Source organism: Vibrio sp. ZF 223 (genome assembly GCF_003050585.1).
In the GTDB taxonomy this organism is placed as follows: domain Bacteria; phylum Pseudomonadota; class Gammaproteobacteria; order Enterobacterales; family Vibrionaceae; genus Vibrio; species Vibrio crassostreae.
Genome location: NZ_PIGB01000007.1, coordinates 107,122 through 125,522, shown reverse-complemented (window position 1 = coordinate 125,522; position 18,401 = coordinate 107,122). Strand labels below are relative to the sequence as shown.

17 protein-coding genes and 1 riboswitch are annotated in these 18,401 nt (G+C 44.1%); of the genes, 11 read left to right on the top strand and 6 right to left on the bottom strand.

Annotated elements, in window-relative coordinates:
• Positions 1 to 31 precede the first annotated feature (31 nt).
• From CWO13_RS14740 to CWO13_RS14730, 3 genes are all read left to right on the top strand, one after another.
• Positions 32 to 1,387 carry a replication-associated recombination protein A gene (locus tag CWO13_RS14740; protein WP_276605534.1) on the top strand — a complete coding sequence of 452 codons (1,356 nt, stop codon included), beginning with the start codon at positions 32 to 34 and terminating at the stop codon, positions 1,385 to 1,387.
• A 142-nt stretch (positions 1,388 to 1,529) separates the two neighbouring features.
• On the top strand, positions 1,530 to 2,837 hold the full coding sequence (serS, locus tag CWO13_RS14735; RefSeq protein ID WP_108083122.1) for a serine--tRNA ligase: 1,308 nt from the start codon (positions 1,530 to 1,532) through the stop codon (positions 2,835 to 2,837).
• A gap of 235 nt (positions 2,838 to 3,072) precedes the next feature.
• Entirely contained in the window at positions 3,073 to 3,339 is a 267-nt protein-coding gene (locus tag CWO13_RS14730) for a DksA/TraR family C4-type zinc finger protein (protein ID WP_048658302.1), read from the top strand.
• Between the two features lie 136 nt (positions 3,340 to 3,475).
• On the opposite strand, the gene bioA is transcribed toward CWO13_RS14730, so the two are convergent.
• Positions 3,476 to 4,753 (bottom strand): adenosylmethionine--8-amino-7-oxononanoate transaminase, encoded by a 1,278-nt coding sequence (gene bioA, locus CWO13_RS14725; protein ID WP_102431575.1) that lies wholly within the window; start codon positions 4,751 to 4,753, stop codon positions 3,476 to 3,478.
• A gap of 162 nt (positions 4,754 to 4,915) precedes the next feature.
• On the opposite strand from bioA, the gene bioB reads away from it, so the two are divergent.
• The 4 genes from bioB to bioD are packed head-to-tail and all read left to right on the top strand — an operon-like array spanning position 4,916 to position 8,602.
• Positions 4,916 to 5,968 carry a biotin synthase BioB gene (gene bioB, locus CWO13_RS14720; RefSeq protein WP_048609384.1) on the top strand — a complete coding sequence of 351 codons (1,053 nt, stop codon included), beginning with the start codon at positions 4,916 to 4,918 and terminating at the stop codon, positions 5,966 to 5,968.
• Positions 5,955 to 7,118, top strand: a complete 1,164-nt coding sequence (gene bioF / locus CWO13_RS14715; RefSeq protein ID WP_108083121.1) for an 8-amino-7-oxononanoate synthase — start codon at positions 5,955 to 5,957, stop codon at positions 7,116 to 7,118. The genes bioB and bioF overlap by 14 nt, the downstream gene beginning before the upstream one ends.
• Entirely contained in the window at positions 7,119 to 7,922 is an 804-nt protein-coding gene (bioC, locus tag CWO13_RS14710) for a malonyl-ACP O-methyltransferase BioC (RefSeq protein WP_102431573.1), read from the top strand.
• Positions 7,919 to 8,602 carry a dethiobiotin synthase gene (bioD, locus tag CWO13_RS14705; RefSeq protein ID WP_048658306.1) on the top strand — a complete coding sequence of 228 codons (684 nt, stop codon included), beginning with the start codon at positions 7,919 to 7,921 and terminating at the stop codon, positions 8,600 to 8,602. The genes bioC and bioD overlap by 4 nt, the downstream gene beginning before the upstream one ends.
• 113 nt (positions 8,603 to 8,715) lie before the next feature.
• Here bioD and CWO13_RS23485 read toward each other — a convergent pair whose 3' ends face one another.
• Complete coding sequence (locus CWO13_RS23485) at positions 8,716 to 8,883, bottom strand: hypothetical protein (protein WP_017078977.1); 168 nt, start codon at positions 8,881 to 8,883, stop codon at positions 8,716 to 8,718.
• 277 nt (positions 8,884 to 9,160) lie between these two features.
• On the opposite strand from CWO13_RS23485, the gene htpX reads away from it, so the two are divergent.
• On the top strand, positions 9,161 to 10,024 hold the full coding sequence (gene htpX / locus CWO13_RS14700) for a protease HtpX (RefSeq protein WP_048658307.1): 864 nt from the start codon (positions 9,161 to 9,163) through the stop codon (positions 10,022 to 10,024).
• Positions 10,025 to 10,310: 286 nt separating this feature from the next.
• Here the strand turns inward: htpX and purB are convergent, their stop codons facing one another.
• From purB to mnmA, 3 genes are all read right to left on the bottom strand, one after another.
• Entirely contained in the window at positions 10,311 to 11,681 is a 1,371-nt protein-coding gene (purB, locus tag CWO13_RS14695; protein WP_017057059.1) for an adenylosuccinate lyase, read from the bottom strand.
• A gap of 143 nt (positions 11,682 to 11,824) precedes the next feature.
• Positions 11,825 to 12,442, bottom strand: coding sequence for a high frequency lysogenization protein HflD (gene hflD / locus CWO13_RS14690; RefSeq protein ID WP_009848813.1), 618 nt, complete (start codon positions 12,440 to 12,442; stop codon positions 11,825 to 11,827).
• Between the two features lie 43 nt (positions 12,443 to 12,485).
• Positions 12,486 to 13,622: a tRNA 2-thiouridine(34) synthase MnmA gene (mnmA, locus tag CWO13_RS14685; RefSeq protein WP_017068076.1), complete on the bottom strand. Its 1,137-nt coding sequence runs from the start codon at positions 13,620 to 13,622 to the stop codon at positions 12,486 to 12,488.
• Positions 13,623 to 13,826: 204 nt separating this feature from the next.
• On the opposite strand from mnmA, the gene CWO13_RS14680 reads away from it, so the two are divergent.
• On the top strand, positions 13,827 to 14,096 hold the full coding sequence (locus CWO13_RS14680) for a hypothetical protein (RefSeq protein ID WP_010439986.1): 270 nt from the start codon (positions 13,827 to 13,829) through the stop codon (positions 14,094 to 14,096).
• A 102-nt stretch (positions 14,097 to 14,198) separates the two neighbouring features.
• Complete coding sequence (locus tag CWO13_RS14675; RefSeq protein WP_017065317.1) at positions 14,199 to 15,503, top strand: inosine/guanosine kinase; 1,305 nt, start codon at positions 14,199 to 14,201, stop codon at positions 15,501 to 15,503.
• 200 nt (positions 15,504 to 15,703) lie between these two features.
• Here CWO13_RS14675 and CWO13_RS14670 read toward each other — a convergent pair whose 3' ends face one another.
• The gene (locus CWO13_RS14670; RefSeq protein ID WP_102433210.1) at positions 15,704 to 16,114 is read right to left on the bottom strand and encodes an H-NS family histone-like protein; all 411 of its coding nucleotides are present in this window, start codon (positions 16,112 to 16,114) and stop codon (positions 15,704 to 15,706) included.
• Between the two features lie 364 nt (positions 16,115 to 16,478).
• A riboswitch (Lysine riboswitch) is annotated at positions 16,479 to 16,656 on the top strand.
• Between the two features lie 112 nt (positions 16,657 to 16,768).
• Here CWO13_RS14670 and CWO13_RS14665 point away from each other — a divergent pair.
• Positions 16,769 to 18,361, top strand: a complete 1,593-nt coding sequence (locus CWO13_RS14665; RefSeq protein ID WP_102433209.1) for a Na+/H+ antiporter NhaC family protein — start codon at positions 16,769 to 16,771, stop codon at positions 18,359 to 18,361.
• The last annotated feature ends 40 nt before the right edge of the window (positions 18,362 to 18,401 follow it).

Here is an 18,401-nt window from a genome sequence, read left to right as displayed (position 1 = left end):
TAGGCATTAATGCCATCAACGAATCAAGAGATTGCAATTGAGTAATTACAGCTTAGATTTTGCGGGGGACGAAGATTTTCGTCCCCTTGCTGCTCGTATGAGACCGGAAACTGTCGAACAGTATATCGGTCAGCAGCATATATTAGGCCCAGGTAAACCACTTCGCAGAGCATTGGAAGCGGGTCATATCCACTCGATGATTTTGTGGGGGCCTCCGGGCACCGGTAAAACGACGTTAGCCGAAGTAGCGGCAAACTATGCGAATGCAGAAGTTGAACGCGTATCGGCGGTAACTTCGGGCGTAAAAGACATTCGTATTGCGATTGAAAAAGCGCGTGAGAACAAGCAAGCAGGGCGCAGAACCATCCTGTTTGTGGACGAAGTCCATCGCTTTAACAAAAGTCAGCAGGATGCTTTTCTGCCTCATATCGAAGATGGTACCGTGACCTTTATTGGTGCGACGACAGAAAACCCTTCTTTTGAGTTGAACAACGCTTTGTTGTCACGTGCGCGTGTCTACAAACTGACTTCTCTCAATACCGAGGATATTTCCCTCGTCATCCGCCAAGCGATTGAAGATAAGCAACGTGGGTTAGGTGATGTGCCTGCTGATTTTGCTGATAATGTTTTAGATCGCCTTGCAGAACTGGTTAACGGCGACGCGCGTATGTCGCTTAATTATCTTGAACTGCTGTATGACATGGCAGAAGACAACGATAAAGGTGAGAAATCGATAACCTTGCAGCTGTTGGCTGAAGTGGCCGGTGAGAAAGTCGCTCGTTTTGATAATAAAGGCGATATTTGGTATGACCTAATATCTGCAGTTCATAAGTCAATTCGTGGTTCAAACCCGGATGCGGCTTTATATTGGTCGGCACGCATGATTGCGGCAGGTTGCGATCCTCTGTATATCGTTAGACGCTTGCTGGCGATTGCTTCTGAAGATATTGGCAATGCTGACCCTCGCGCAATGCAAGTCGCGATGTCGGCTTGGGATTGTTTTACACGTATTGGCCCTGCTGAAGGGGAGCGTGCGATTGCACAGGCGGTTGTTTATCTCGCGTGTGCACCAAAGAGTAACGCCGTTTATACAGCTTGGAAGCAAGCGTTAACAGACGCGCACAATCTGCCTGAATATGAAGTCCCTCATCATTTACGGAATGCACCCACAACTTTGATGAAGGACATGGGCTACGGGCAAGAATACCGTTATGCTCATGACGAACCTGGAGCCTACGCCGCTGGTGAAAAGTATCTACCTCCTGAAATGGGAGAGAAGCAATACTATTTCCCAACAAAACGAGGCTTAGAGACCAAAATTGGCGAGAAGCTAGATTATCTGGCGGATTTGGACGCAAAAAGCCCACAAAAACGCTATGAAAAGTAGTCTTTTTTGGATATCGTTACCTAGTCATAAAATTTCAATTAAATCGTTATAAATTGGTCGAAATAGCACCAATTTTAGGGGTTTAGCAGTGATTCAGTAGCAGACTACTGAATATTCAAATAACTAAAGCATAGGATTAGCAATGCTGGATTCTAAATTACTTCGAGCTGAGCTGGATGAAACAGCGGCAAAATTAGCACGTCGAGGCTTCCCCCTTGATGTAGAGACAATTCGTGAACTTGAAGAAAAACGTAAGTCCCTTCAGATGAAAACTGAAGAGCTACAAGCGTTACGTAACTCTCGATCGAAGTCCATTGGTCAAGCGAAAGCAAAAGGCGACCATGAAGAAGCTGAGCGTATCCTTGCAGAAGTAGGCAACTTAGGCGCAGAACTAGATCAAGCTAAAGTAGCATTGGCTGATCTTCAATCTGAGCTAGAAACGATCACAATGTCTATTCCTAACCTACCTGATGCAGAAGTGCCAGATGGTAAAGATGAAGACGACAACGTAGAAGTTTCTCGTTGGGGTCAACCTAAGGCTTACGACTTTGAAGTGAAAGATCATGTAGATCTTGGCGAAATGTCTGGCGGTCTTGATTTTGCTAGCGCAGTTAAAATCTCTGGTTCTCGTTTCATCGTGATGAAAGGCAAATTCGCACGCCTACACCGTGCTATTGCTCAGTTCATGCTGGACCTTCACACTGATGAGCACGGCTACACAGAAATGTACGTACCGTACCTAGTGAACCACGATAGCCTTTACGGTACTGGTCAACTTCCGAAGTTCGGCGAAGACTTGTTCCATACAAGCCCGCTAACTGAGCAAGTAAGTGACGTACCTCTTAAGACTCTATCGCTTATCCCTACTGCGGAAGTACCGGTAACGAACATGGTTCGTGACACTATTACTGATGAAGCTGAACTGCCACTTAAGATGACAGCTCACACGCCATGTTTCCGTTCTGAAGCGGGTTCTTACGGTCGTGACACTCGTGGTCTTATCCGTATGCACCAATTCGACAAAGTTGAATTAGTACAAATCACTAAGCCAGAAGACTCAATGGCAGCGCTTGAAGAGCTAACTGGTCATGCTGAAAAAGTACTTCAACTTCTAGAGCTTCCTTACCGTAAAGTAATTCTATGTACGGGTGATATGGGCTTCGGTTCTGCGAAAACTTACGACTTAGAAGTATGGGTTCCAGCACAAGAGACTTACCGTGAGATTTCTTCTTGTTCAAACATGTGGGATTTCCAAGCGCGTCGTATGCAAGCTCGTTTCCGTCGTAAAGGCGAGAAGAAACCTGAACTTGTACACACACTAAACGGTTCTGGTCTTGCTGTTGGTCGTACTATGGTTGCTATTCTTGAGAACAACCAAGAAGCTGACGGTCGTATTGCTATCCCAGCTGTACTTCAGCCATACATGGGCGGTGTAACGCACATCGGTTAATCGTTCGACGATTTAGTGAGTTCATAAATTATTGAAAACCCAGCCTATTGGCTGGGTTTTTTATTATCTGAAAAATATATTGGTGCGTTCTTTGACTACTTTCACCTAAATATTATTACGAAAAAGTAATAGTGTTTTGTTATTTTTGCATATTATTACTTAATTGTAATGTGGCTATAATGTCCTCTTACCGCGGTAGGTAAAGATTTTCTCGTTTATGTACAGAGGAGGGCTTATGGCCGTAGGATGGGCTGGAGACGATAGTGTCAGCCAGCAAATACAAAATACCATTGATGATGAGATCTCTCGTGTCAGAGGAAACCTTCGAGGTGGTGAGAGTTTGCGTTATTGTGATGAGTGTGGTGATGAGATACCGGAACAAAGACGACTCGCGATCAAAGGCGTTCGTTTGTGTATCGAATGTCAGTCAATATTAGAGCATGACGCACATCGACATTCATTGTTTAACCGTCGAGCAAGTAAAGATAGCCAATTACGTTAAACTGACGGTTACCTTCAAAACAGTTAAGGCCTTACTTTTATGTAAGGCCTTTAAGTTTAATTAAGTGATTTATTATTGAAGATATATAGAAATAATCATCGCTCTTGTTCAGAACAATAAACGCATTATTTAATTACTATTTAAAGCAATGAGCATTTTGTAATGCAGTGTCGATAGCTGCGACCAATTGCTCAATATGTTGTGGTTCGCTAATAAACGGAGGCATCATATAAATTAACCTTCCGAACGGACGAATCCAAACACCTTGCTCAACAAAATGAGCTTGAATGGTTTCCATATCGACAGGTGTGTGTGTTTCAACAACGCCAATCGCTCCTAGCCAGCGTACGTCTTTTACAAGATCATGCTCTCGTAAAGGTGGCAGTAATTCAGAGAAGAGCTGTTCGATCTGTTGAGTCTGATTTTGCCAATCGCCTCGCTCTATGATCGACAAGCTTGCCGCACCGACTGCACAAGCTAATGGGTTCCCCATAAAGGTTGGCCCGTGCATAAAGCAGCCCGCTTCACCGCCACATACCGTATCAGCGACTTCTTTGCTCGCCAGTGTTGCTGAAAGGGTCATGTAGCCACCAGTCAGCGCTTTGCCAACACATAAAATATCAGGTTGAACATCGGCATGTTCACAAGCGAACAGTTTGCCTGTGCGGCCAAACCCGGTAGCAATCTCATCCAAGATCAGCAATACGTTGAATTCATCACACAGCAATCGAACCTGTTTTAGTAACTCAGGGTGGTAGATGCGCATACCGCCAGCACCTTGGACAATTGGCTCCAAGATCACGGCTGCGACTTCTTGATGATGTGTTGCTAGCTTTTCACGGAAGCTGTTTATGTCGTTAGCGTCCCATTGTTCCCAAAAACCTGTTTTCGGTGAATCTGCAAAAATATGTTCAGGCAAAAAGCCTTTGTAGAGGCTGTGCATCGAGTTGTCAGGGTCGGTCACTGACATCGCTGCAAAGGTATCACCGTGGTAGCCATCTCTGAGTGTGAGGAACTTCGAGCGAGGTTGTCCTTTGGCATGCCAGTATTGAAGCGCCATTTTAAGACTCACTTCTACGGCAACTGAGCCTGAATCGGCCAAGAATACATGTTCAAGATTACTTGGTGCTAGGTTGAGAAGCTTCTTACATAAATCGATGGCAGGCTGGTGGGTGATACCACCAAACATAACGTGTGAAACCTTATCTATTTGGCTATGAGCAGCGGCATTTAGCTCTGGATGATTGTAGCCGTGGATAGTTGACCACCAAGACGACATACCATCAATAATTCGTTTTCCGCCTTCTAATTCTAAGTAAACACCGTCTGCATTGGTGACTGGGTAGCAGGTCAGAGGTGTTAACGTTGATGTGTAGGGATGCCAGATATGCTGGCGATCAAAGGCGAGATCCATAGTAACTTCCATTCTTGGTGTGATTAAAAAATAATCAGATGTAAACTTTTGATATTATCAATGTGTTGACAGTCTAAAGCTTGTCGGTAGACTAGCCAAGCATAAATGCAAACTCTAGACGCAGAGTTGTAAAATCAAAAAAATAAAAAAAAGGATCGACACGTGGAAGTTCGTCATGACTGGACAGTTGCTGAAGTAACAGCGCTGCTTGAAAAACCGTTTATGGATTTAATGTTTGAAGCTCAAGTCGTTCATAGACAGTACCAAGAGCACAACCACGTGCAGGTGAGTACGCTTTTGTCGATAAAGACAGGTGCTTGTCCTGAAGATTGTAAGTACTGCCCTCAAAGTGCTCACTACCGAACGGATGTCGACAAAGAACGCTTAATGGAAGTTGAGCGTGTTTTGGATGCAGCGCAAAAAGCCAAGAATGCGGGCTCAACTCGTTTTTGTATGGGCGCTGCATGGAAAAACCCGAAAGAACGCGATATGCCTCACCTAACTGACATGATCAAAGGTGTGAAAGGCATGGGTCTAGAAACCTGTATGACCCTGGGCATGTTAACGCCGGATCAAGCAGGTGAGCTAGCCGACGCAGGTTTGGACTACTACAACCATAACCTTGATACGTCTCCAGAGTTTTACGGCAGCATTATTACCACTCGTACTTACCAAGATCGTTTAGATACGCTATCTCACGTGCGTGATGCCGGAATGAAGATCTGTTCTGGTGGCATCATCGGTATGGGCGAAAGCACCAATGACCGCGCAGGCCTTCTTGTAGAACTGGCGAACCTTCCAGTACACCCTGAAAGTGTACCAATCAACATGCTTGTAAAAGTGAAAGGCACACCGATGGAAAACGTCGATGATGTCGAGTCTTTCGACTTCATCAAGCTGATTGCAATTGCACGTATTATGATGCCTATGTCTGCGGTTCGCTTATCTGCAGGCCGTGAGAACATGAACGAACAGATGCAAGCGATGTGTTTCATGGCGGGTGCGAACTCTATCTTCTACGGTTGTAAGCTACTGACGACGCCAAACCCTGATGAAGACACGGATATGCAGTTGTTTAAGAAGCTGGGTATCAACAGCCAAGAAGTGGCTCAAAAGCCAGACGAAATTCAAGAAAACGAACTGTTAGATCAAGTGGTGGAGCGCGTTGCGGCTCGTCCAACTAAAGATGACATGTTCTACGATGCCACTGTTTAAAGCTCGCATTAAAGAAGCCCTTGTTCATCGCCATGAGCAAGGGTTGACTCGCCAACTCAAGGTGCTCGAAAACAGCAATGGACCTTTGCTGAATAGCGAAGGTTCTAGTTTCATCAATTTTTCGAGTAATGATTATTTAGGCTTGGCGAACGATCCTGAACTGGTGGATGCATGGCAAACGGGTCTTTCACAATATGGAGCTGGAAGTGCGGCGTCGCCATTGGTTACAGGCTTTAGTCCTGCTCATCGAAATTTAGAGGCTCAACTGTGTGAATGGTTGGGCTTTGAACGTGCCATTCTCTTTAGCTCTGGTTTCAGCGCCAATCAAGCCTTGTTGTTCTCTCTTCTTGAGAAAGACGACTCACTGTTGCAAGACAAACTTAACCACGCTTCTTTGATGGAGGCGGGGATGCTTTCTCCTGCAACAATGAAACGTTTTAAGCATAACGATACGCAACATCTAGAGTCGCTACTGAGCCGTTCTCCACAATCCTTAGTTGTGACGGAAGGCGTGTTCAGCATGGACGGCGACCAAGCTCCTCTCAATCAAATATCTCGCCTGACCAATCAATACGACAGTTGGCTAGCGGTTGATGATGCCCACGGTATTGGCGTACTAGGTGATAAAGGGGCGGGGAGCTGTAACGCGGCACAAATAACGCCTGATATCTTAATTGTGACTTTTGGTAAAGCCTTTGGTCTTTCTGGAGCTGCGATTCTTTGTTCATCAGAAGTGGGTGATTACTTAACTCAGTTCGCTCGTCATCATGTGTATTCGACGGCAATGCCACCTTCACAAGCAGTGGCTTTGTCTCATGCGTGTCAGATGATTCAAACACAAGAGTGGCGTCGCGAGAAGCTAACCGAGTTAGAGGCTCTTTATGCAGAGCAGCTGAATGGCGTGAAAGGCTTTGTTGATACTCAGACTCCAATTAAGCCATTTGTGATAGGTGAAGCTCAGGCTGCATTATCTATAGCTGAAGAGTTAAAGCAAAACCAAGTTTGGGTGACCGCAATAAGGCCGCCAACCGTTCCAGCCGGAACCGCTCGATTACGAATCACGCTAACGGCTAACCACAGTCAGAAACAGATTCTTCAGTTAACCAGCTCGTTGCTTAAAGCAATAGAGCTAAATAATGAGGCTCAGTAAATGTCACAAGAAGCAGTAGTGCATGATTACATAGGCCAAGATAAAAGTGCGATTGCCGAAGCTTTCGGTAAAGCAGCAACAACCTATGATAAACACGCTGAGTTTCAGCGCGATGTTGGTCACCGGCTATTGGATAAGTTACCGAGCGACCTCTCAGGGTTAAAGGTGCTCGATTTAGGTTGTGGGACTGGCTATTTCTCCGAACAGATGGTGAAACGCGGTGCTGAAGTGGTATGCGCTGATCTTTCTGATGGAATGCTGCAAAAAGCAGAACAGCGCTGTGGCGCAAGTGTTTGTCTATATCAACAAGCTGATGCCGAACAATTACCGTTTGAAGATGGGTCTTTTGACATCGTTTTTTCAAGCCTTGCGTTGCAATGGTGTGACGATTTATCGTCGCCTTTGAGAGAAATGAAGCGTGTTGCTGCCGCTGGTGGGCGTGTTATTTTCTCAACTTTGCTTGATGGGTCACTGTTTGAGTTGAAAAAGTCGTGGTCTAAAATTGACTCACATCAACACGTTAACCATTTTATTACAATCAATCAGGTAAAAATTGCGTTAGCGCAATCTAGCTGTACAGCTCATCAACTAGACTTGCCCACCATCACCGTTTGGTACGACACTGCGTTTGAACTGATGCGCGACCTTAAAGGTATTGGCGCTAATCACGTAAGTGGTCGCTCACAAGGTTTAACAAGTCGTCGCATGTTGCAGCTTGTTGAACGGGAATATCGAGAGTTTAAAAACCATCAAGGTTTCTTGCCAGCAACATATCAAGTTTGTTTAGGGGTTATTCAATTATGATTGATGCATTATTTATTGCAGGTACGGATACCGAAGTGGGAAAAACTGTGGTTTCAAAAGCGATTCTTCAAGCTTTGGCCGCACAAGATCTATCAACAATTGGTTACAAGCCAGTTGCAGCAGGGAGTGAGAAATCCCCTGAAGGTTTACGTAATAGTGATGCTCTGCATCTTCAAGAAGCAGCGACGCAAGATATTGCTTACGAAGACGTCAACCCGTATGCGCTATTGTTACCGTCATCGCCTCACATCGCTGCTAAACATGACGGTGTTGTAATTGATGAAGCGGTATTATCAGCGAAGCTAGAACAGCATAAGCAAAATTCTGACATAGTTCTAGTTGAAGGTGCTGGTGGCTGGCGTGTACCGGTTTCAGATGATGAATATTTGTCTAGCTGGGTTAAAAAAGAGCAGTTGCCAGTAGTACTTACTGTGGGTATTAAGCTTGGTTGTTTGAGCCACGCTCTATTAACGGCAGAAGCGATTCGTGCTGATGGCCTAAACCTAGTAGGTTGGGTCGCAAACCGTATCAATCCGGGTACTGAGCACTACGCAGATATTATTGCGATGCTTGAAGATAAGCTAGGTGCGCCAAAGTTAGGTGAAATCCCTTACGTACCAAAAGCGAAGTCTAAGAACATTGGTAAGTACATTGATGTGCAGCCTTTGCTTGCGCTTTAATTATCACCTTATGTACTAAATAAGAAAAGGGCTGCGATTGCAGCCCTTTTGCTATTTTAAGCCTTTAGATCTTAAGTTGATAAACAACCGGTCTTTTAATAGAAAGCTTGGGATTAATGTTCTTTTGTCAGTCCCATTAAAGCTTGCTGTGTTTCTGTGATCTTTGTCTGTGCAGTTTGCGGTGTTAGGATTCCGATCTGCTTTTTCGCTTCTTCTTCAGTAATCCCTAGGTGACAGCACAGTAAATCGATAGCCATTTGAGTGTTAGTACCTTCAACCATGATTCTTCCCTTTTTGTACATGGACTAGCCAATAAATCATCTGAAGTCACTGTAAACGGATTGTTATATCGACACCATACGACTTAGGTCTAATAGACTAGATTTAATTCGGATATGGTCTCGTAATCAAATGTTGCAATTTAATGCTTAACCTTGTTTTCTTAATCTAAGACTATATGTATAAGTAAGTATAAGTCTTCAAGGTTGGAATCTATTGCTGTCTACCTTGTCTATAACAATAAGTTTTATAAAAACAGCTTTCATGCGGAGATAAGTAATGAAGCGAGTAATGTTGTTCCTTGCAACCAACCTAGCGGTTGTATTGGTTCTAAGTGTTGTTCTTAATATTGTATACGCAGTCACAGGTATGCAACCCGGTAGCCTCTCAGGCTTATTGGTGATGGCTGCGGTATTTGGTTTTGGCGGCTCATTCATTTCATTAATGATGTCAAAGAAAATGGCGCTACGCTCTGTAGGCGGCATGGTCATTGAAAGCCCGCGCAACGAAACAGAACATTGGTTGATGGAGACGGTAAGCCGTCAATCTCAACAGGTTGGTATTGGTATGCCAACAGTGGCGATCTACGACTCGCCAGACATCAACGCATTCGCGACAGGCGCTAAGCGTGACGATTCATTGGTCGCAGTATCAACAGGCCTGCTGCACAACATGACGCGTGATGAAGCTGAAGCGGTATTGGCTCATGAAGTTAGCCATATCGCGAACGGCGACATGGTGACAATGACTCTAATGCAGGGTGTTGTGAACACGTTCGTTATCTTCCTATCTCGTTTCATCGCCAACATTGTTGCGTCGAATGACAACGAAGAAGAGGGTGGCAGCAACATGATGGTGTACTTCGGTGTGTCTATGGTGCTGGAATTGGTATTTGGTTTCCTAGCGAGCTTCATTACGATGTGGTACAGCCGCCATCGTGAGTTCCATGCTGATGCAGGTGCTGCGCACTTGGTAGGTAAAGATAAGATGATTGCAGCGCTAGAGCGTCTAAAAGTGAGCCACGAGCCGCAATTAGAAGGTTCTATGATGGCGTTTGGTATTAACGGTAAGAAGTCTCTTACTGAGCTATTAATGAGCCATCCGCCACTAGATAAGCGTATTGCGTCTCTACGTAACATGTAATTTCTAATATGATTAGCCATCGCTAGTCGACAAGAAAAATCTAAAGGCTTCCTTCGGGAGGCCTTTTTTGATCTTGGCGCTTAAGATAACAAGTGTTGAGACATGAAGTATGAGATACGAGGTGTAGTTGTCGCTAGGTGATTAAATTGAATAAGCAGGGGGCGAGTAGATCAATTGGAGGAGGCTTGGTGTTCTTATGTTTACGATTCTTGTGTCGATAGATTTAATTCCGCGCAATAAAAAGGCTTCCACATGGGAAGCCTTAGTCTATTCTGCGATTCGAATCTTACAGCTTGTCAGTTAGCTCGATTGCTTGACCGATGTAGTTTGCTGGAGTCATCTCTTTCAGGCGAACTTTCTCGTCTGCAGGGATTTCAAGACCGTCGATGAATGCACGCATGCCTTCTCCATCTACACGCTTACCACGAGTTAGCTCTTTTAGCTTCTCGTATGGCTTCTCGATGCCGTAACGACGCATTACTGTTTGTACTGGTTCAGCAAGAACTTCCCAGTTTTTGTCTAGTTCAGCAAGTAGTGCTTCACGGTTAACTTCTAGCTTGCTAATACCTTTCAGAGTTGAAGTGTATGCAATGATTGCGTAGCCAACACCAACACCTAGGTTACGAAGAACTGTAGAGTCAGTTAGGTCACGTTGCCAGCGAGAAACTGGAAGTTTTTGTGCAAGGTGGCTAAATACTGCGTTAGCTAGACCAAGGTTGCCTTCAGAGTTTTCGAAGTCAATTGGGTTAACTTTATGCGGCATTGTAGAAGAACCGATTTCGCCAGCAATAGTCTTCTGCTTGAAGTGACCAAGAGCAATGTAGCCCCAAACGTCACGGTCGAAGTCTAGAAGAATCGTGTTGAAACGAGCAACCGCGTCGAATAGCTCAGCGATGTAATCGTGAGGTTCGATTTGAGTTGTGTACGGGTTCCAAGTTACGCCAAGAGATTCAGTGATGAACTCTTCAGAGAACTGGTGCCATTCAACTTCTGGGTATGCAGAAAGGTGTGCGTTGTAGTTACCTACCGCGCCGTTGATTTTCGCTAGGATCTCAACGCTTTCGATTTGCTTGTATTGACGTTCCATACGGTACGCAACGTTAGCCATCTCTTTCCCCATAGTAGAAGGAGAAGCTGGCTGACCGTGTGTACGAGAAAGAAGAGGAATGTCACGGTACTCGTTCGCAAGTGCTTTGATAGCATCAATTACGTTACGAATTTCTGGAAGAATCACTGTGTCACGAGCTTCTTTAAGCATAAGCGCATGAGATGTGTTGTTGATGTCTTCAGAAGTACATGCAAAGTGAATGAATTCGTTAACTGCGTGAAGCTCAGGAACGCCCGCAACTTTCTCTTTCAAGAAGTACTCAACCGCTTTTACGTCGTGGTTTGTCGTGCGCTCGATCTCTTTGATACGCAGAGCGTCTTCTTCGCTGAAGTTAGCGGCTAGTTCATCAAGAAACTGGTTAGCTTCTGCACTGAACGCTGGTACTTCCTTGATTGCATCAGTAGCTGCAAGCTTTTGTAACCAACGAATTTCAACGATAGAGCGGTACTTTAGTAGTCCAAACTCACTAAAGATGCTGCGTAATGCAATAGTCTTACTTCCGTAACGGCCGTCTACTGGTGAAACAGCAGTCAATGCTGACAGTTCCATGGTGTTCTCCTGAATTGAGTTTTCTAAATTTTGAGAGGTTTATACCAGTAACAATCTCAATTGTCACGCACATTGCGCAATCGTTTGCGTGAGAGTTGTGTTGATACAAAAAACAAGCTCGCGACAAGGCGCGAGCTAATAAATTACATTCGAGCTAGTAGGATTTGAGCCTGCTCGATCATCTTCTTGCGACCGAAGATAAGGTGGCGGCGTTTACCACCAACCTGGCGCCATAACACAGCGCTTCGAATCCCTGATAGAAGCAGTGCGCGAACCTTATGTTGGCTCGAGGTTTGTTGAAGTACAGCTGGTGTGCCAGAAACCTGAATACGAGGGCCTATTGGGCTCACAACATCAAGGTAGATGCTCGCAAGGTTGCTGATCATTTGCTCGTCAAACAGATCAAAGTGTTCAGTTTGGCGCTCTGCAGTTTGAATGCGGTCACCAAGCTGAGACATAGAGTCGTTGCGAGAAGATAGCTTACGCTCAAGAGCCATCAAGCTGATAATGTAACGAGTAATATCGCTACCAGCTGGAGTACTATCGATACCTTTTACTAAGCACTCAAGGCCAAGCTTTAGGTTCGCTTCACGTCCAAATACGCCAACTGTATTTGCTGGGTTGGTATTTAAAATAGCACTGAGTGAAGCTTCGAAGGCATCTTTATCACAATGGCCGTCTTTCGCTACTTGTTGAACCAAAGCCACAGCTTGGCAAATTCCGGCGAAAGCAATAGTACGGTCATAAAGTGTATTAGCCACGTAGTAACTCCTAGTTGTCTTCTATCGTTTGTCGTTCGATTAGTTAGATGCGTTTTTCGATGATACCGCCACCAAGACATACTTCGTCTAGGTAGAACACTGCCGATTGACCTGGGGTCACAGCAATCTGAGGTTCATCAAAAATAACCTTAATGTTCTCATCATCAATTGGGATGATTGTACAAGGAATATCAGTCTGACGGTAACGTGTTTTTACCGTGCATGTCATAACTTCAGTAATTGGTGTGCGATTTACCCAATGAAGCTGAGAAGCGATCAAACCTTCTGATTTCAAAAGAGGGTGGTCTTTACCTTGTACTGCGATCAAAACATTACGCTTGAGATCTTTTTCACCAACAAACCATGGTTCTTCATTACCGCCGCCACCTTTAGTGCCACCGATATGAAGGCCTTTGCGCTGACCTAGCGTGTGGTACATCAAACCTTGGTGTTGACCAATCACTTGGCCTTCAGGTGTTTCGATGTTACCCGGTTGTGCTGGTAGGTATTTGCCTAGGAATTCAGTGAACTTACGCTCACCGATAAAGCAGATGCCTGTAGAATCTTTCTTCTTCGCTGTGATCAAGTCTTGCTCTTCAGCAATACGTCGCACTTCTGGCTTTTCTAATTCACCGACAGGGAATAGGCTGCGTGCCACTTGATCTGAGCTTAGCGTGTATAGGAAGTAGCTTTGGTCTTTGTTGCTGTCTAGACCACGTAGCATTTCTGGTTTTACGCCAGCATCAAGCTCTTCTTGAGTTGGGAAAGTACGACGAACGTAGTGACCCATCGCAATATAGTCTGCGTCTAGCACTTCATCCGCAAACTCTAAGAATGCTTTGAATTTGATTTCTTTGTTACAAAGGATATCAGGGTTCGGTGTACGACCCGCTTTGTACTCTTCAAGGAAGTACTCGAATACATTGTCCCAGTATTCCGCAGCAAAGTTGATCGTGTGTAGGTGGATGCCTAGTTTGTCACATACCGCTTGAGCATCAGCAAGGTCTTCAGCTGCCGTGCAGTATTCTTCGTTATCATCTTCTTCCCAGTTTTTCATGAAAAGGCCTTCTACCTGATAGCCTTGTTGCTGAAGAAGATACGCCGATACTGACGAATCTACACCGCCGGACATACCGACAATTACTTTCTTTTCGCTGTTTCCAGAGCTGATATCTGACATGTCTAAACACCGTTACTATTACTTGGTCGCAGATTCTAACAGAAAGAGAAACGCCGTGACAGATCCGAGACCGGAATCACAGTTTCATTTGCACAAATAGTGCGCTGACTTTGTTAGAGAATCGCATGAGAGCGAGGTGAGTCGCTAGGATGTCAGAAGTATATGTGGCATAGTCGCTCGAAATCCAAGACCTGAGATAAAAAAATGTCTGAACAAAATGAATTTATGCAAGAAGAAGAGCTGATTGAGATTATCGAAAACCAGCTTGAAGATGGCGAACCTGTAAAAGTTAAAGAGACGCTGATGCGTTTAATGATGACTGGTACTCCTCGTGAAGAGGCAATTGCGGCTATGGCATGTGCACTGGCAATTGAAGTCTTTGACGTTATGAAAAACGGCGCGGAGTTCAATCAAAAACGTTACGCAGAGCATTTGGGTATGCTGCCTGATCTGAGCTTTATGGAAGGCGAATAAAAAAAACCTTCAGCAAACGTTTGCTATAGTTTGAAAGATTGCCGCGTTAAATATAGCGCGGTAGAATCCGCCACCTATTTCCCCTTGACTTAGACTAGCCCTATGAAATTCCCTGGACAACGTAAATCAAAGCACTACTTTCCGGTTCACGCTCGTGATCCTCTAGTGAGCCAAGCTCAAAGCAGTAAAAGAATGTCACGCACTCATATTATCGGTATTGACCAAACATTGGTGGATATTGAAGCAAAGGTGAGTTCTGAACTTATTGAGAAGTATGGTTTGAGCAAGGGACATTCACTGGTTATTGGTGACGCAGCCGCTGAATCTTTATATCAAGAATTAAAAGAACAGTGCCTGATTACCAATGAATACGCTGGTGGCACAATTGGTAACACATTACACAACTATTCAGTGCTAGCGGATGACCGTTCTACTCTACTGGGTGTAATGAGCCAAGATATTAAGATTGGTAGCTACGGTTACCGCTATTTATGTAATACATCAAGCAGAATGGATCTGAACCATTTACAAGGGGTAGATGGCGCAATTGGTCGCTGCTTTGCATTAATTACAGAAGACGGTGAACGTACTTTCGCAATTAGCGAAGGACAAATGAACCAATTAAAACCAGAAAGCATTCCTGAAAAGATCTTCAAAAGTGCTTCTGCTTTAGTTTTAACGGCTTATTTAGTTCGTTGTAAGCCAGGTGACCCTATGCCTGAAGCAACAATGAAAGCGATCGAATACGCGAAGAAATACGATGTGCCTGTTGTTTTAACCCTTGGTACTAAATTTGTTATTCAAGATGATCCAGAATTCTGGAAAGATTTCCTTGAGCAACACGTAACTGTTGTTGCAATGAATGAAGATGAAGCTGAAGCATTGACAGGCGAGAGTGATCCGCTTGCTGCTTCAGATAAAGCGTTAGAGTGGGTAGACCTTGTTCTATGTACCGCGGGACCTGTTGGCCTATTCATGGCGGGTTACACGGAAGATGCAGCTAAACGTGAAACGTCACTGCCTTTACTTCCAGGTTCAATCGCAGAGTTCAACCGTTTTGAATTTAGCCGTCCTGCGCATAAAGATTTATGTGAAAACCCAACCAAAGTGTATTCGCATATTGCGCCATACATGGGTGGTCCGGAAAAAATCAAAAATACCAATGGTGCAGGTGATGCTGCTTTATCGGCTTTATTACATGATATGGCTGCGAATAAGTACCACAAAGAAAACGTGCCAAACTCAAGTAAGCACCAACATTCATTTTTGACCTATTCTTCTTTCTCACAAGTTTGTAAATATTCAAACCGTGCTAGCTATGAAGTGTTGGTTCAACACTCTCCACGTTTATCTCGTGGTCTTCCTGAAAGAGAAGATAGCCTAGAAGAAGCGTACTGGGAAAGATAAGTTACTTTCTTTAATCAGTAGTACTATCAGTATCAGTATCAGTTAGTTTCTAATACTGATAGTACAAATATAAAAAAGGCTCCGAAAGGAGCCTTTTTTGTTTCTGAATATATTGAAGCCGTAAATAATACTTTGGTCGACTAAAATATTAATTCTATTGCTTAGCGTGTAATTGATTACTCACTAAGTAAACTAAATGTTTAGATTGCAAACTCTTCTAGAGATTTACCAGCATCTAGCTGTTCTTGGATAGCTGAAGGCGTACGACCTTGACCTGTCCAAGTCTTCTCATCGCCATTTCCGTCTACATATTTGTATTTCGCAGGGCGAGGAGCGCGTTTAGCTTTAGTTGTTTTAGATTTTGCTTCACCAGAAAGTGCTGCAATTAGATCTGCAACATCAATTCCGTCTTTTGCAATTTGTTCAGCAATAGCAGAAAGCTTAGCTTCTTGCTCTGCTTTAGCAGCACGCTCTTCAGCTTCAGACTCTTGACGCTCTTGTACAACAATAGTCAGCTTGTCTAGCGCTTCTTCAAGTTGCTCAAGAGTTAATTCACGTGAGAACGCACGAAGGCTGCGGATATTTAATAGAGTTTTTGTTAATTCAGACATGATATTTTCCATCAAGGTAAACTAAATAATCCTCCTAATAATAAACAGAGCCTAGGAATAAAACAAATAGTATTTCTTCTATTACATATTTAAATATAAAAGTGAGATGAATAGTTGAAAATTCAGAGCCGTATTTCTATCGAATTTATAATAATTATTAAGATTATCTTAAAAACTGATATGTGACTGGTGGAGTAGTTAACTTATGTAGACTATTCTCTTATTGATTAGTTCATTAGCAAAAAGCTATTTTTCTCGGAATGATATGTTGCATTGTTGCTCTTGATGAGTACAATTGCGGCTACCTGATGCGAGGTATTGGTTAATTTGTTGTTAAACTCTGGTTTGCACGGTTAATAATGTTATCGCACGTAGAGGTGCAATTATAAAAAGTAACTTCCGTTGGGGTGATGCCAATGAACGGGAATGAAAGGTGTAATTGCCGAAGTAAATTGTATATCTAAGCAATTTGCTGGGGTTGTGCTCAATAGGTACAACACTGCCATAGTCTTAATTTTAAACTATGGAGCGCTACTGTAGGGTTGGGTGAAGTGTTCACTTCCCTTTCGCTTAGTTCAACATGAGCTTGGTCAGCCGTATCAAGTTTGTCTGCAGTAGATCTCTAGCCAAATAAAAAACTGGTTTTTGAAGATCATGAATTTAATAGATTTTGCAACATCACCTTTATCTTTGCTTCCGCCCCTTGTGGCTTTGAGCCTTGCTATTGTTACCCGCCGTGTATTGGTTTCTTTGGGTGTCGGTATCATCATGGGTGCGATTCTACTTGCTGACTACTCAGTAGGTAACGCAGTTAGTTACGTGTTTACTAAAGCATCTGGTGTTTTCATCGAAGATGGTGGCATCAACACTTGGAACATGAGCATCATTGCATTCCTAATTATTCTTGGAATGACAACTGCACTATTAACACTGTCTGGCGGTACTCGCGCATTCGCGGAGTGGGCACAGTCTCGCGTTAAGAGCAAACGTGGTTCAAAATTACTTGCTGCTTTCTTAGGTGTATTCATCTTCGTTGATGATTACTTTAACAGCCTAGCGGTTGGTGCCATCTCTCGTCCTGTAACAGACCGTTTCTACGTATCTCGCGCTAAGCTTGCTTATATCCTAGATTCAACGGCTGCTCCTATGTGTGTGATCATGCCTGCTTCTAGCTGGGGTGCTTACATCATCACTATCATTGGTGGCATCTTAGTGACACACGGTGTGACAGAGTATTCTGCACTGGGTGCATACGTTCGTCTTATCCCAATGAACTTCTACGCTGTATTCGCACTATTAATGGTGTTTGCAGTGGCATGGTTCGGTCTAGACGTTGGTAAGATGCGTGAGCATGAAATCGAAGCATCTCAAGGCCGTGGCTTTGAAGGCGACAACGATCAAAAGCAAGCACACGATCTAAACGAAGAGCTAGATATCGAAGAGAGCGAAAACGGTTCAGTTTCTGATCTGGTTATGCCAATCGTATCGCTAATTGTAGCGACAGTTGCAGCAATGCTTTACACAGGTGGCCAAGCGCTGGCTGCTGATGACCAAGCATTCAACCTTCTAGGTGCATTCGAAAACACGGATGTAGGTAAGTCTCTTGTTTACGGTGGTGTTATCGGTTTACTAGTAGCACTAGCGACAGTATTCAAGCAAAAGCTCTCTATGGCTGATATCGCAAGAACAATGTGGATCGGTGCTAGCTCTATGTTTGGCGCGATTCTGATTCTTGTGTTTGCATGGACTATCGGTTCTGTCATCGGCGACATGAAAACGGGTTCTTACCTATCGTCTCTAGTAACAGGCAGCATTGATTACCACTGGCTACCGGTTATGTTGTTCCTTCTAGCGGGCGTTATGGCGTTCTCGACAGGTACATCTTGGGGTACGTTCGGTATTATGTTACCTATCGCGGGCGACATGGCTGCAGCATCGGACATCGCGCTGATTCTTCCTATGCTAAGTGCGGTTCTAGCGGGTGCTGTATTTGGTGACCACTGTTCTCCAATCTCTGATACGACGATTCTGTCTTCTACTGGTGCTCGTTGTAATCACATCGACCACGTATCGACTCAGCTTCCATACGCGTTGTCTGTAGCGTTCGTATCGTGCATTGGTTTCATTACTCTAGGTATGACATCTTCAATTGGCATCGCATTTGGCGCAGCGTCTCTAACGTTTGTCGCTGTATGTTTTGCATTGGCTTACTTCTCTCGCTGTAAAATGGCGACGTGCAAAAGCTAAAACTGAAAGCTAATCAGTAAACTATCAGGGAGGCATTGGC

What these genes read in the sequence shown, in the direction of transcription:
- serS (WP_108083122.1), top strand. Translation starts at nt 1,530, where the DNA reads ATGCTGGATTCTAAATTACTTCGAGCTGAGCTGGATGAAACAGCGGCA.
- CWO13_RS14730 (WP_048658302.1), top strand. Translation starts at nt 3,073, where the DNA reads ATGGCCGTAGGATGGGCTGGAGACGATAGTGTCAGCCAGCAAATACAA.
- bioA (WP_102431575.1), bottom strand. Translation starts at nt 4,753, where the DNA reads ATGGATCTCGCCTTTGATCGCCAGCATATCTGGCATCCCTACACATCA.
- bioF (WP_108083121.1), top strand. Translation starts at nt 5,955, where the DNA reads ATGCCACTGTTTAAAGCTCGCATTAAAGAAGCCCTTGTTCATCGCCAT.
- bioC (WP_102431573.1), top strand. Translation starts at nt 7,119, where the DNA reads ATGTCACAAGAAGCAGTAGTGCATGATTACATAGGCCAAGATAAAAGT.
- bioD (WP_048658306.1), top strand. Translation starts at nt 7,919, where the DNA reads ATGATTGATGCATTATTTATTGCAGGTACGGATACCGAAGTGGGAAAA.
- CWO13_RS23485 (WP_017078977.1), bottom strand. Translation starts at nt 8,883, where the DNA reads ATGGTTGAAGGTACTAACACTCAAATGGCTATCGATTTACTGTGCTGT.
- htpX (WP_048658307.1), top strand. Translation starts at nt 9,161, where the DNA reads ATGAAGCGAGTAATGTTGTTCCTTGCAACCAACCTAGCGGTTGTATTG.
- purB (WP_017057059.1), bottom strand. Translation starts at nt 11,681, where the DNA reads ATGGAACTGTCAGCATTGACTGCTGTTTCACCAGTAGACGGCCGTTAC.
- mnmA (WP_017068076.1), bottom strand. Translation starts at nt 13,622, where the DNA reads ATGTCAGATATCAGCTCTGGAAACAGCGAAAAGAAAGTAATTGTCGGT.
- CWO13_RS14680 (WP_010439986.1), top strand. Translation starts at nt 13,827, where the DNA reads ATGTCTGAACAAAATGAATTTATGCAAGAAGAAGAGCTGATTGAGATT.
- CWO13_RS14675 (WP_017065317.1), top strand. Translation starts at nt 14,199, where the DNA reads ATGAAATTCCCTGGACAACGTAAATCAAAGCACTACTTTCCGGTTCAC.
- CWO13_RS14670 (WP_102433210.1), bottom strand. Translation starts at nt 16,114, where the DNA reads ATGTCTGAATTAACAAAAACTCTATTAAATATCCGCAGCCTTCGTGCG.
- CWO13_RS14665 (WP_102433209.1), top strand. Translation starts at nt 16,769, where the DNA reads ATGAATTTAATAGATTTTGCAACATCACCTTTATCTTTGCTTCCGCCC.